The sequence below is a fragment of the Pectobacterium sp. PL64 genome, from assembly GCF_022477975.1.
Lineage (GTDB): Bacteria > Pseudomonadota > Gammaproteobacteria > Enterobacterales > Enterobacteriaceae > Pectobacterium > Pectobacterium jejuense.
Genome location: NZ_CP092070.1, coordinates 2,530,075 through 2,542,814, shown reverse-complemented (window position 1 = coordinate 2,542,814; position 12,740 = coordinate 2,530,075). Strand labels below are relative to the sequence as shown.

Here is a 12,740-nt window from a genome sequence, read left to right as displayed (position 1 = left end):
AAGAGTATGAGCACTATCGAAGAACGCGTTAAGAAAATCATCGTTGAACAGCTTGGTGTTAAGCAGGAAGAAGTCGTAAACAATGCTTCTTTCGTTGACGACCTCGGCGCTGATTCTCTTGACACTGTTGAGCTGGTAATGGCTCTGGAAGAAGAATTTGATACTGAGATTCCAGACGAAGAAGCTGAAAAAATCACGACTGTTCAAGCAGCCATTGATTTCATTCAGGCTAACCAGCAGTAAGCGAACATATCTAGGCGGTCATTCGACCGCCTAAGTTTTTTTGTCCCGCAGTGTCTTTTTTCCCTCCCTGGAGGATAAGCGTGTCTAAGCGTCGAGTAGTTGTGACCGGACTGGGCATGTTATCTCCTGTCGGCAATACAGTTGAGTCTACCTGGAGTGCTCTTCTTGCCGGTCAGAGTGGTATCAGCCTGATCGACCATTTCGATACTAGTGCCTACGCAACGCGTTTTGCTGGCTTAGTAAAGGATTTTAATTCTGAGGAATTCATTTCGCGTAAAGAAGCTCGCAAAATGGATGCCTTTATTCAATACGGTGTTGCTGCTGGCGTTCAGGCCATGCAGGATTCCGGTTTGGAAGTAACGGAAGAGAACGCCCCGCGTATCGGTGCGGCGATTGGTTCCGGCATCGGCGGTCTGGGTCTTATTGAAGAGAACCATACTGCGCTGGTGAACGGTGGCCCGCGTAAAATCAGTCCGTTCTTCGTGCCGTCAACCATCGTCAATATGGTGGCTGGGCATTTGACTATTATGTACGGACTGCGTGGCCCAAGCATCTCTATCGCTACGGCCTGTACGTCTGGCGTGCACAATATTGGTCAGGCCGCTCGCATTATTGCTTACAACGATGCGGATGTGATGTTGGCCGGTGGTGCAGAAAAAGCCAGTACGCCATTGGGCGTCGGTGGATTCGGTGCCGCCCGTGCGTTGTCTACGCGCAATGACGATCCTCAGGCGGCAAGCCGTCCGTGGGATAAAGATCGTGATGGTTTTGTACTGGGTGACGGTGCTGGCCTCATGGTGCTGGAAGAGTATGAACACGCGAAAAAGCGCGGTGCGAAAATCTATGCAGAAATTGTTGGATTTGGCATGAGCAGCGACGCGTATCATATGACGTCTCCGCCGGAGAACGGTTCTGGTGCTGCGCTGGCGATGGAAAATGCGCTGCGTGACGCGGGCGTGTCAACGAGCCAGATCGGTTATATCAACGCGCATGGCACCTCTACGCCTGCGGGTGATAAAGCTGAAACACAGGCAGTGAAATCCGTATTTGGTGCAGACGCCAGCAATGTGCTGGTGAGCTCGACCAAATCCATGACGGGTCACTTGCTCGGTGCGGCAGGCGCGGTAGAGTCTATTTTCAGTATTCTTGCTCTGCGCGATCAGGCTGTTCCGCCAACGCTTAATCTGGACAATCCAGATGAAGGCTGCGATCTGGATTTCGTGCCGCATGAGGCGCGTCAGGTCAGCAACCTAGAATACGTACTCTGCAACTCTTTCGGCTTCGGTGGAACCAACGGTTCTCTGATCTTCCGTAAAGTTTGATTGCGATAGCGTTTTAAAAAAACCCGGTTTCCGGGTTTTTTTTTGCCTGCGTAAAATCAGACATGCCTGCTTGTCTGCAACGCCGCTTTGCTGGCAAGCTGACGACGATGAATGATGCGGAGCTTATATGCTGTGGATTAATGGTCAGTTACAGGAACAGCTTTCGGTACTCGATCGGGGTACACAGTATGGTGACGGCTGTTTTACGACAGCCAGAGTATGCGAGGGCGAGATTGTCTGGCTTGATCGACACGTCGCGCGTCTGCAACAGGCTGCTACGCGCTTATTATTTCCGACGCTTGATTGGGAAGGCCTGATCGCTGAAATGAAACAGGCAGCGCTGGGGCGAGCGGACGGCGTAGTGAAAGTGATGCTAACGCGGGGTGTCGGTGGGCGTGGCTATAGTGCCCAAGGCTGCGCGCAGCCAACCCGAGTCGTCATGCGGGTAAGCTATCCTGCGCACTACGCCGGCTGGCGTGAGCAGGGTATTAGCCTGAATCTCAGTCCGGTGGCGCTCGCTAAAAATCCGCTGCTGGCGGGAATAAAGCATCTGAATCGGCTCGAACAAGTGCTGATTCGCGCGCATCTTGACCAGACCTCAGCCGATGAGACCCTCGTGCTTGACACCTCTGGTGCGCTAGTGGAATGCTGTGCCGCGAATTTATTCTGGCGTAAAGGGCATCGGGTCTATACGCCGGATTTATCCGAGTCAGGCGTGGATGGCGTTGCTCGACAGCATATTATTGCCTTGCTGGCAGATTCTGATTTCGAGCTACAGATCGTCAGTGAACCCTTGACCGCACTGTCTGATACGGACGAAGTGCTGGTTTGTAATGCATTAATGCCGATCGTCCCTGTGAACCAGGCACACATTTGGCGTTATCACTCCCGAGAGCTTTATCAATTCCTAAGTCCTGACTGCTAGTAGATGGTTGATTTATGAAGAAAAAGAAAATTGGTTTGCTGATTATCACTGCCGCTGTCCTGATATTACTGGTCGCGTGGCAGAAAATGCAGCGTTTTGCTGATTCTCCATTGGCTATCGAAAAGGAAACTATCTTTACGCTTCCGGCTGGTACGGGAAGAGAAGGGCTGGAAACGCTGCTTCTCGATCAGAAAATTATCACTGATGACACATTTTTTCCGTGGCTGCTGCGCTTTGAACCTGAATTGGCAAAATTCAAAGCGGGTACGTATCGCTTTACTTCGGGCATGAGCGTGCGCGAGATGCTGGCGCTGCTGTCCAGCGGAAAAGAAGCGCAATTTTCCATCCGCTTTGTCGAAGGTTCACGTTTGAAAGAGTGGCTGGTCACGCTGCAACAAGCACCTTATATCAAGCATTCACTGGCCGATAAAACCGAACAGGACGTTGCCACTCAGTTGGAAATCAAAGATAAGACGAACCCGGAAGGCTGGTTTTATCCTGATACGTATTCATATACGGCAGGTACGAGTGATGTCGCCCTGTTGCAGCGTGCGCATCAGCGCATGAAAAAAACGGTGGATGAGGTCTGGAAAGGGCGCGAAGAAGGATTACCGTATAAAACACCGGACGAGTTGCTGACGATGGCGTCAATCATTGAAAAAGAAACGGCGATCAATGAAGAACGTACTCAGGTCGCCTCCGTTTTTGTCAATCGCTTACGGCTTGGTATGCGCTTGCAGACTGACCCTACCGTGATTTATGGCATGGGTGATGACTATAAAGGCGTGATAACCCGTAAAGCATTAGACACGCCGACGCCTTACAATACGTATGTCATCTCCGGCTTGCCGCCGACGCCAATCGCGATGCCGGGGAAAGCTTCATTGGATGCGGCTGCGCACCCAGCCAAAACGTCATACCTGTATTTTGTGGCGGATGGAAAAGGCGGACACAGTTTTACCACTAACCTTGCAGACCATAATCGTGCTGTAAGGGTATACCGCTCAGCGTTAAAGGAACGGGATGAACAGTAAATTTATCGTCATTGAAGGATTGGAAGGCGCGGGGAAGACCACCGCACGCAATATCGTCGTGGAAACGCTGCGGTCACATGGTGTGAAAGACGTGGTGTTCACGCGAGAGCCGGGTGGTACGCCGCTGGCGGAGAAGCTGCGTGAGCTTATCAAGCAAGGCATAGCCGATGAGAAGGTCACCGACAAAGCAGAAGTCCTGATGTTATACGCGGCCAGAGTTCAGTTGGTGGATAACGTAATCAAACCGGCGCTGGCGAATGGAAGCTGGGTCATCGGCGATCGTCACGATCTCTCTTCACAGGCTTATCAGGGCGGTGGACGCGGAATCGATCAGCAACTGCTGCGCTCACTGCGCGATACCGTATTGGGCGATTTTCGGCCTGACCTGACGCTCTATCTTGATTTGCCGCCAGCCATTGGCTTACAACGCGCGCGCCAGCGCGGCGAGCTGGATCGGATTGAGCAGGAGTCGCTGGCTTTCTTTGATCGCACCCGTTCCCGCTATCAGGAACTGGCGGCTGAGGATGACAGCATCCTGACGATCGATGCCTCACAGTCTATTGATGCCGTGAGTGCGGATATCCAGGCGACGTTACAGCAATGGTTGCAGCAACAAGGGTTGCAGCCTGTTGCACAGGGGCAGAGCTGATGGATTGGTATCCGTGGCTGAATGCATCCTATCGACAGCTTATCGGCCAATATCAGGCGGGCAGGGGGCATCATGCGGTGTTGTTGCATGCGCTGCCGGGCATGGGCGATGAGTCGCTGATTTATGCGCTGAGCCGTTGGCTGATCTGCCAGCGGCCTGATGGGATGAAAAGCTGCGGCCAGTGTCACTCTTGTAACCTGATGACCGCAGGAACGCATCCAGACTGGCATGTGCTGAGCCCAGAGAAAGGCAAGCAAAGCCTGGGCGTCGACCCAGTGCGTGACGTCGTGGAAAAAGTGTATCAACACTCCCGACAAGGCGGAGCAAAAGTGATCTGGCTGGCTGCCGCTGAGCAACTGACAGAGGCTGCCGCCAATGCACTGCTGAAAACGCTGGAAGAACCGCCGCAGAATACCTTCTTTTTATTTGGCTGCCGTGAACCAGCCCGACTGTTGGCTACGTTACGCAGCCGCTGTTTGTATCACTATCTGGATGTCCCAAATGAGACGCAGAGCGTGCTGTGGCTGAATGCTCGCCATCGCCATGACAGCAAGGCATTGCGCACGGCATTGAGATTGCAATCGGGCGCGCCGTTAGCTGCCGAGGCGTTATTGCAGCCAGAGCGTTGGAAACAGCGTAGCGCGTTATGTCAGGCGTTTTCTGCCGCGCTGACTTCGCGAGATCAACTTTCATTGATATCACAGCTGAATCATGACGATGCTGATGTTCGTATTCACTGGTTGGCTGCGCTACTGCTGGATGCCATGAAATGGCAGCAGGGGGCGAGTGAGCATTGGGTGAATCAGGATCAGATCGAACTGGTTGAGCGTCTGGCGCGCGAACCTTCCGCACATTTGCAGTATGAGCTGCAACAGTGGCTGGCCTGCCGGCAAAAATTGCTGACCGTCACGGGTGTGAACCGTGAACTGCTGCTGACGGAACGCCTGCTTGATGGAGAGCGCACGCTTGCTTCATCGGTTAAGCGCGACAGCCATCCTTTTTCTGTTTAATTACTATCGAGTAAATATCATGTATGTTAGTGGATTCCCACTGTCATCTTGACGGTTTGGATTATGAGTCATTGCATAAAGATGTCTCCGATGTGCTGGATAAAGCGAAAAGCCGCGATGTTGGTTTCCTCCTGGCGGTGGCAACAACGCTGCCCGGCTATCGTGCGATGGTGGAGTTAATCGGCGAGCGCGATAACGTGGCCTTTTCCTGCGGCGTTCATCCGCTCAATCAGGAAGCCCCTTATGATTATGCCGAGCTGCGTGAGTTAGCCAGCGCCAGCCGTGTGGTGGCGATGGGGGAAACGGGCCTGGACTATTTCTATCAGCAAGAGACGAAAGCCCAGCAGCAAGAATCGTTTCGTGAACATATTCGTATTGGCAATGACCTGAACAAGCCGGTCATCGTGCATACACGTGCTGCCCGTGAAGATACGCTGGCCATTCTACGTGACGAGCAGGCGGAGAAATGCAGCGGTGTGCTGCACTGCTTTACGGAAGATTTGATCACGGCAAAAGCGCTGCTGGACATGGGGTTCTATATCTCGTTTTCTGGGATCGTCACGTTCCGCAATGCAGAGGAACTGCGTGACGTCGCGCGTTACGTGCCGCTGGATCGGATGCTGATTGAGACGGATTCCCCTTGGCTCGCGCCGGTTCCGTTCCGGGGTCAGGAAAACCAGCCCGCGTATGTACGCGATGTCGCAGAATATCTCGCTGTACTGAAAGGCACATCGTTGGAAACCCTCGCTGCCGCCACGACAGAAAACTTCTCCCGCCTGTTTCACGTCGACCCGGCTCGGTTGACCGCTGCGCAATAGTGGCTGAGAATAGCCGAGTTTTTTTTATCCGTGTAATTAATAGCGCTTCATAATCCCCTTGATTAGGTTTTTCCTCTTCAGGGGGACGTGTTTTTTAGCGATATATCACAGAAAAGCGCAATATCTGTTCGAACTCAGCCTGTTGCCTTGTGGAAACGTGATAGCAATCAAACATTGTGAACGCTATTTATTTTACTCTGCGTAAAAATTAAAGGGGGCTAAGACACCCCAACTCGCAAAGGCCATCCTCCCCGTCTTTGCTTATATGAAGTATCAGAAGTAAAAGCACTATTACTCAGGAGCACACTCAATTATGTTCAAGAATGCATTCGCAAACCTGCAAAAAGTAGGTAAGTCGCTAATGCTGCCCGTATCCGTACTCCCTATCGCAGGTATCCTGCTGGGTGTCGGTTCGGCCAATTTTAGCTGGTTGCCTGAAATTGTCTCCAGCGTCATGGCACAGGCCGGTGACTCGGTGTTTGCCAACATGCCGTTGATTTTTGCTATTGGTGTTGCCCTGGGCTTCACTAATAACGACGGTGTTTCCGCACTGGCGGCGGTGGTGGCTTATGGCATCATGGTCAAAACCATGGCTGCGATTGCGCCGCTGGTTCTTAATCTACCGGCTGCCGAGATTACTGCGAAGCATCTGGCGGATACCGGTGTTCTGGGCGGGATCATTGCCGGTGCGATTGCCGCGTATATGTTTAACCGTTTCTACCGCATTCAGCTGCCTGAGTATCTGGGCTTCTTTGCCGGTAAACGTTTTGTACCGATTATTTCCGGCCTGACGGCGATCGTTACCGGTGCGGTGCTGTCTTTCATCTGGCCACCGGTCGGTAGCGCTATCCAAACGTTTTCACATTGGGCAGCAAATGAGAACCCGATGCTGGCATTCGGTATCTATGGGGTCGTCGAACGTTCTCTGGTACCGTTTGGTCTGCACCATATCTGGAACGTACCTTTCCAAATGCAGGTTGGTGAGTTCACCAATGCGGCGGGTCAGGTTTTCCACGGCGACATCCCGCGTTACATTGCAGGTGACCCGACTGCGGGTAAACTGTCCGGCGGTTTCCTGTTTAAAATGTACGGCTTGCCAGCTGCGGCTATTGCTATCTGGCATTCAGCGAAGCCAGAGAACCGCGCGAAAGTGGGCGGCATCATGATCTCTGCGGCGCTGACCTCGTTCCTGACGGGCATCACTGAGCCAATTGAGTTCTCCTTCATGTTTGTTGCGCCGATCCTGTATGTGATCCATGCGATTCTGGCAGGTCTGGCGTTCCCAATCTGTATCCTGTTGGGCATGCGTGATGGCACAAGCTTCTCTCACGGTCTGATCGACTTCGTGGTACTGAGCGGCAACGGTAGCAACCTGTGGCTGTTCCCGATTGTGGGTCTGTGCTATGCGCTGATTTACTACACCATCTTCCGCGTTCTGATTGCCAAACTGAATCTGAAAACGCCGGGCCGTGAAGATAGTGCATCTGAGCAAAGCTCACAGGACAGCACTGAAATGGCTGCCGCACTGGTTAGCGCGTTTGGTGGTAAAGAAAACATCACTAACCTGGATGCGTGCATCACCCGTCTGCGTGTTAGCGTAGGCGATGTGGCTAAAGTTGATCAGGCTGGCCTGAAAAAACTGGGCGCAGCTGGTGTGGTTGTGGCAGGTTCCGGTGTTCAGGCGATTTTCGGTACAAAATCCGATAACCTGAAAACCGATATGGACGACTACATCCGTAACCACTGATGTGTTGTTGGGGAGTGGTAAAAAGGGGCGAAAGCCCCTTTTTTTATGGTCAGCACTGTTTTATTCCTCTTCCTGAGACTGCCGAGCGTAAACCACCAGACGCAGATGGCGATCTTCATCGATGGTTAGCGAGGTATGGTCGAAAGCTTCAGCCTTGCCGTCGATCATCAGTTGCCGCACGCCGCTGCATGGGGCGTGTACCTCATGCTGCCGCCACCACGTTTTAAAATCCGGCGATACCTGCTCCAGCTCGTCCACCAGTTCATGAATGTCTGCTTCCTGCGTCGCACGTGCGAAATCGCGGCGAAAACTCGACAGCATCTGTGGAGCCTGTTGCTCCCAGTCGATGAATCGCTCATGCAGTAACGGGTCGGTGAACAAGAGCCAGAGCAGATTACGTCTTTCGGAAGAATGGGCGTCGAAGTTGAAAAGCTGATTCGCCGGTTCATTGAAGGTCAGCACGTCCCAACGCAGGTTGAGGATATAGGCCGGATGCGGAGCCAGATCGTGCATCAGACGCCGTACCAGCGGCGGCACCACACACCACGTCTTACCCGGTTCGGCAGGCGGTCGCTCATGCGCCAGTAGGAACAGATGGCGACGTTCGGCGGCATCGAGTTTTAGCACCCGCGCCAGACTGTCCAGAAATGCTGCCGACACACCGATATCACGTCCCTGTTCGAGCCAGGTGTACCACGTCAGGCCAACGCCAGCCAATGCCGCCACTTCTTCGCGTCTCAACCCCGGCGTGCGCCGTCTTCCTCCGCTAGGCAAGCCCACGTCGGCGGGTGACACCCGTTCACGGCGCGCGCGTAAAAACGCAGCCAGATCATGGCGAGTTCTTTCCAATGTTCGCATCGTTTACCGCATTGCTTTTAGTAATAGCATAAGTGGTTAAATTGTAATTGTTTAAAAAGGATTTGAGAATGGCGGCGTCATCATTTTCGATACGCAACTTCTCGATAGGCAAGGATATACAGATGAACTCAAATTATCGCGCGTCGGCATTGCCTACGCCAGCCGTCAACAGTCCGCCGTGGCTTGGCCTCTCTGTGCTGCTGATGGCCGGTTTTGTCACGATCTTCGACCTGTTCGTGGTCAATGTCGCGATTCCCAGCATGCAGGCGGATCTGGGTGCCAGCTTCGCACAGATCGGTTTTATCGTGGCGGGTTATGAACTGGCTTTTGGTGTGCTGTTGATTACGGGTGGGCGGCTGGGGGATGTATTTGGTCGACGCCGCCTGTTTGTAGTGGGAATGGCCGGATTTACGCTCGCCTCTGCGCTGTGTGGTTTAGCACCCAGTGCGGGGTTCCTGATCGGTGCTCGCATCTTGCAGGGACTTGCGGCTGCTTTACTGTTTCCACAGGTTTATGCCTCTATCCGCGTCAATTTCGACGGTGACGATAGCCGCCGTGCCTTCGGTCTGTTGGGTATGACGCTAGGGCTCGCCGCTATCGCGGGTCAGATACTAGGGGGATGGCTGGTGCATGCCAATCTGTTCGGGCTGGGCTGGCGCAGTATCTTTCTTATCAATGTACCCATTGGCCTGCTGGCTATCGCTGCTGCACGATTTATTCCTGAGTCCCGGACGCCGCAGCGCCCTTCGCTGGACTGGACGGGCGTGGCGTTGGTCAGTGTTGGGCTGACGCTGCTGTTGGTGCCGCTGATTGAAGGGCCGGGGCAAGGTTGGCCTGCATGGAGTCTGTGGATGTTGGCCACAGCAATGCTCTTGTTAGCGATTTTTTACCGCCAGCAGGAACGTCGACAGCGAGCGGGGCATCTTCCGCTGGTGGATATGCGTCTGCTCGCACAGCGCCGCTTCCTGCTGGGCGTGTTGCTGGTGCTGCTGGTGTATTCCACATCCAGCTCATTTTTCCTGTGTTTTGCTTTGCTGGTACAAACAGGACTGGGGCTTGATCCTTTCCTTGCTGGAAGTATTTTCGCGCCGTGCAGCGTGGGGTTCGTTCTGGCATCGCTGGCGGCTCCGCGTTTGGTTGCTCGCTGGGGCACGGCTGCTATCGTCGCGGGGGCGCTGGTTTATGCTATCTCGATCGGCCTGTTGATTATGCAGGTACAGATAGCGGGTGCGGATCTGGTGGCCGTTCGGCTGATCCCTGTGCTGGTGGTCGTCGGTGCGGGTCAAGGCTTCATCATGACGCCACTGTTGAATCTGGTACTGGGCTTTGTCGATGAGGTTCAGGCGGGTATGGCATCGGGCGTGATCTCGACGGTTCAGCAGGTTGGGGCGGCGCTGGGTGTAGCCGTGGTGGGCATCCTGTTTGGTACTGCACTGGCGACAGGTGATGACGCGGTCGCACAAGCCGATCAATACGTTTCGGCCTTTGTGGCGGGAATGCTCTACAACCTGGTCGCGGCGCTGTTGGTCTGCATCCTGTTGCTGATGTTAGTAAGAACGCAGCGGTCATTCGGTTGATGGGAAGGCGCACACACGAATTTTCGAGGGACGGTGCGAAACCCTTACTGTAGGGGCGATAGCGTCGCTGTTCTCAGGCGAAAGCTGGCGTATTTCTGGTTTTTACCGGGAGTCGTATTTTGACCACCCGCACCAGAAATAGACGAAGAAGGTTGAAAGAAATGGAATATGTCACTCATACTGCCTACATAACGTCGTTCAACGCCAGCTTTAACAAGGAAATCAATCATGGCTGAAGAAACCATTCTTTAGTAAAATTATCCGCCGGGAAATTCCTGCTGATATCGTGTATCAGGATGAACTGGTCACCGCTTTCCGTGACATCGCGCCTCGCACGCCAACCCATATTCTGATCATCCCGAACGTCTTGATCCCTACCGTTAACGACACTGCCCCCGAGCATGAAGCGGCGCTGGGACGTATGGTGACGGTCGCGGGTAAAATTGCGCAGCAGGAAGGGATTGCAGAAGACGGCTATCGCCTGATCATTAACTGCAACCGACACGGCGGGCAGGAGGTTTATCATATCCACATGCATCTGCTGGGTGGTCGCGTATTAGGGCCTTTGCTGGCGAACTAGATCTTATAGAACCAGGTTCGACAGTCATGGGTAGACTGTCGTGCGAGAAAACCATCATGCGAGAACATCATGCGTAACCCGATGCTTTTTCTGTCCGCGTGTTTGATGGCTGGGCTGCTGGCGGGCTGTAGCGCGCCAAAGGTGCTGACCATCAATGAACGGCAAACGCTGGTACTAGATGCACCAGTGCTATCGGCCGGTATTACCGCGGGGAACCCGTCGCTGGATTCAGAAAATGGCCGGCTGCGCGCGTCTTCCGCCGTCAGCAACGACGCTTCACACGCGGTGACCGTGCATTACCGTTTCTATTGGTATGACGAAAACGGGCTGGATGTGCTGCCTTTTGAAGAGGTGCAGTCCATTGAAATCCCGCCACAGACGGAAATGACGGTTTTTTCCATGCGCAGCAGTCCCAATGCGCGTCAGGTTCGTCTTCATCTGTTTTTGTAATGGTGTGCAGAGAGAGAAAATATGAAAAAGTATCTAGGGGTGATGCTGGCGGCATTGGTACTGACAGGGTGCCCCAGCCGTCCGCCGGAACCGACCGAACCGCCTGCAACGATTGAACCCGTTGAGCCGCAAGTGCCGACTACGCCAACGCCGCCGCCGGGTGAGTCTGTACCGCAACCGCCAAAAATCCAGACGTTGAACTGGGAAGCCAGCATTAATCCGCTGGTGGCGCAGATGCTGAAAGCCGATGGCGTCACGCCGGGCAGCATCCTGCTGGTGGATAGCGTGAAAAATAACACCAACGGCTCACTGCCGATCGCGAAAGCGACAGGGGCGTTGTACAGCGCGCTATCTTCCGGTAAAGCGTTTACGCTGGTGCCGCGTGAGCAGTTGGCCGCCGCGAAACAAACGCTGGGTCTGTCGGTTGATGACAGCTTAGGATCGCGTAGCAAGACGATTGGTCTGGCACGTTATGTCAGCGCGCAGTATGTGCTGTACAGCGACGTCAGTGGTGATGTGAAATCGCCGCAGCTCGACATGCAACTGATGCTGGTGCAGACCGGTGAAATTGTGTGGTCAGGCAATGGCGCCGTTCAGCATTAAGCAGGCAGGTATCCAGCAGCAGCTGACTGCGACGATCCAGAAACATTTCCCGGCTGTGGAGATGGCGGATATTCGCTTTGAGCTGGTTGGTGGGCTGAGTAGTAAAAGCTGGCGTATCCGTGGGCCTGACATCGAATGGCTTGCGCGTCGGCAGTCGCCAACCGAGCGGAAAATGGGCGTCGATCGCCAGCGCGAATTCGCCTTGCTGCGGCAGATGTCGGCGATAGGTCTCGCGCCACGGCCGCTGCTATGGCGTGACGACTGGCTGATTGTCGAGTGGGTACCGGGGCGCATTGCCACATCTGATGAGTTCCTGATGATGTTGGCTAATGGCGAAGTGGCACGAATACTGTCTCAGCTTCATCGCCAGCCGCGTAGCGGTCATCCTCTCGATCTCAAAGTGCTCTTCGCGCAGCACTGGCAGTTGATGGATCCGCGCCGCCGTTCGCCCGCGTTATTGCGTGCACACCATTATTTTCAGCGTGCAGCGCTACCCACGCCTTTGGCGCTAGCGCCTCTCCACCTTGATGTGCATGCTGAAAACCTGCTGATTACTCCACAAGAAACGATGCTGATTGATTGGGAATATGCCTCTGATGGTGATATTGCCTTTGAACTGGCGTTCATTGTGCGAGCCAGCCAGATGGAAAACCTGGCGCAAACGCATTTTCTACAGAGCTACCAGCGACATCGGCGAGGGTTTTCCGTGAGCCGCCTCCAGCAACAGATGATGCAGTGGTTCCCCTGGGTCGATTATCTGGTATTGATGTGGTTTGAAGTTCGCTGGCAGCAAACGAAGAACCCCGAATTTTTAGCGGAAATTCCCGCGCTATATCATCGGTTACAGTTGGGCCATCGGCTATAGCCAGGCTGACGATGTGGCGTTTGTAGTAAAGATCATTTCATTAAGCAGTACACTCTAAA

Annotated in this window: 13 protein-coding genes and 1 pseudogene; 13 read left to right on the top strand and 1 reads right to left on the bottom strand. The window is 53.9% G+C overall.

The annotated features are described in order from the left end of the window. The first annotated feature begins 6 nt into the window (after positions 1-6). From acpP to ptsG, 8 genes are all read left to right on the top strand, one after another. Complete coding sequence (gene acpP / locus HP572_RS11305; RefSeq protein ID WP_005970506.1) at positions 7-243, top strand: acyl carrier protein; 237 nt, start codon at positions 7-9, stop codon at positions 241-243. Between the two features lie 80 nt (positions 244-323). Continuing rightward, on the top strand, positions 324-1,565 hold the full coding sequence (gene fabF / locus HP572_RS11300) for a beta-ketoacyl-ACP synthase II (RefSeq protein WP_205554590.1): 1,242 nt from the start codon (positions 324-326) through the stop codon (positions 1,563-1,565). 127 nt (positions 1,566-1,692) lie between these two features. Beyond that, on the top strand, positions 1,693-2,490 hold the full coding sequence (pabC, locus tag HP572_RS11295; RefSeq protein WP_240583232.1) for an aminodeoxychorismate lyase: 798 nt from the start codon (positions 1,693-1,695) through the stop codon (positions 2,488-2,490). A gap of 14 nt (positions 2,491-2,504) precedes the next feature. Beyond that, positions 2,505-3,524 (top strand): endolytic transglycosylase MltG, encoded by a 1,020-nt coding sequence (gene mltG, locus HP572_RS11290; protein WP_240583231.1) that lies wholly within the window; start codon positions 2,505-2,507, stop codon positions 3,522-3,524. Beyond that, on the top strand, positions 3,514-4,173 hold the full coding sequence (tmk, locus tag HP572_RS11285; RefSeq protein WP_240583230.1) for a dTMP kinase: 660 nt from the start codon (positions 3,514-3,516) through the stop codon (positions 4,171-4,173). Before mltG ends, tmk begins: the two co-directional genes overlap by 11 nt. After that, a complete protein-coding gene (gene holB / locus HP572_RS11280) occupies positions 4,173-5,183 on the top strand; it encodes a DNA polymerase III subunit delta' (protein WP_240583229.1) in 1,011 nt (336 codons plus the stop codon). The genes tmk and holB overlap by 1 nt, the downstream gene beginning before the upstream one ends. A 23-nt stretch (positions 5,184-5,206) precedes the next feature. Then, positions 5,207-6,001, top strand: coding sequence for a metal-dependent hydrolase (locus tag HP572_RS11275; RefSeq protein ID WP_240583228.1), 795 nt, complete (start codon positions 5,207-5,209; stop codon positions 5,999-6,001). A gap of 313 nt (positions 6,002-6,314) precedes the next feature. After that, on the top strand, positions 6,315-7,748 hold the full coding sequence (ptsG, locus tag HP572_RS11270; RefSeq protein ID WP_205554564.1) for a PTS glucose transporter subunit IIBC: 1,434 nt from the start codon (positions 6,315-6,317) through the stop codon (positions 7,746-7,748). Positions 7,749-7,808: 60 nt separating this feature from the next. Here the strand turns inward: ptsG and HP572_RS11265 are convergent, their stop codons facing one another. After that, on the bottom strand, positions 7,809-8,606 hold the full coding sequence (locus HP572_RS11265) for a helix-turn-helix transcriptional regulator (protein ID WP_205554562.1): 798 nt from the start codon (positions 8,604-8,606) through the stop codon (positions 7,809-7,811). 122 nt (positions 8,607-8,728) lie between these two features. Between HP572_RS11265 and HP572_RS11260 the strand changes: the two genes are divergently transcribed. The 5 genes and pseudogenes from HP572_RS11260 (at position 8,729) to thiK (ending at position 12,681) form a co-directional block, all read left to right on the top strand. Continuing rightward, entirely contained in the window at positions 8,729-10,183 is a 1,455-nt protein-coding gene (locus HP572_RS11260; protein WP_240585666.1) for an MFS transporter, read from the top strand. A 228-nt stretch (positions 10,184-10,411) separates the two neighbouring features. Next, positions 10,412-10,763 (top strand): annotated as a pseudogene (hinT, locus tag HP572_RS11255) (purine nucleoside phosphoramidase). A 69-nt stretch (positions 10,764-10,832) separates the two neighbouring features. Next, positions 10,833-11,213 carry a YcfL family protein gene (locus tag HP572_RS11250; protein ID WP_010276229.1) on the top strand — a complete coding sequence of 127 codons (381 nt, stop codon included), beginning with the start codon at positions 10,833-10,835 and terminating at the stop codon, positions 11,211-11,213. A 21-nt stretch (positions 11,214-11,234) separates the two neighbouring features. Further along, entirely contained in the window at positions 11,235-11,816 is a 582-nt protein-coding gene (gene lpoB / locus HP572_RS11245) for a penicillin-binding protein activator LpoB (RefSeq protein ID WP_240585665.1), read from the top strand. Further along, entirely contained in the window at positions 11,797-12,681 is an 885-nt protein-coding gene (gene thiK / locus HP572_RS11240; RefSeq protein ID WP_240585664.1) for a thiamine kinase, read from the top strand. The genes lpoB and thiK overlap by 20 nt, the downstream gene beginning before the upstream one ends. Positions 12,682-12,740: the final 59 nt, after the last annotated feature.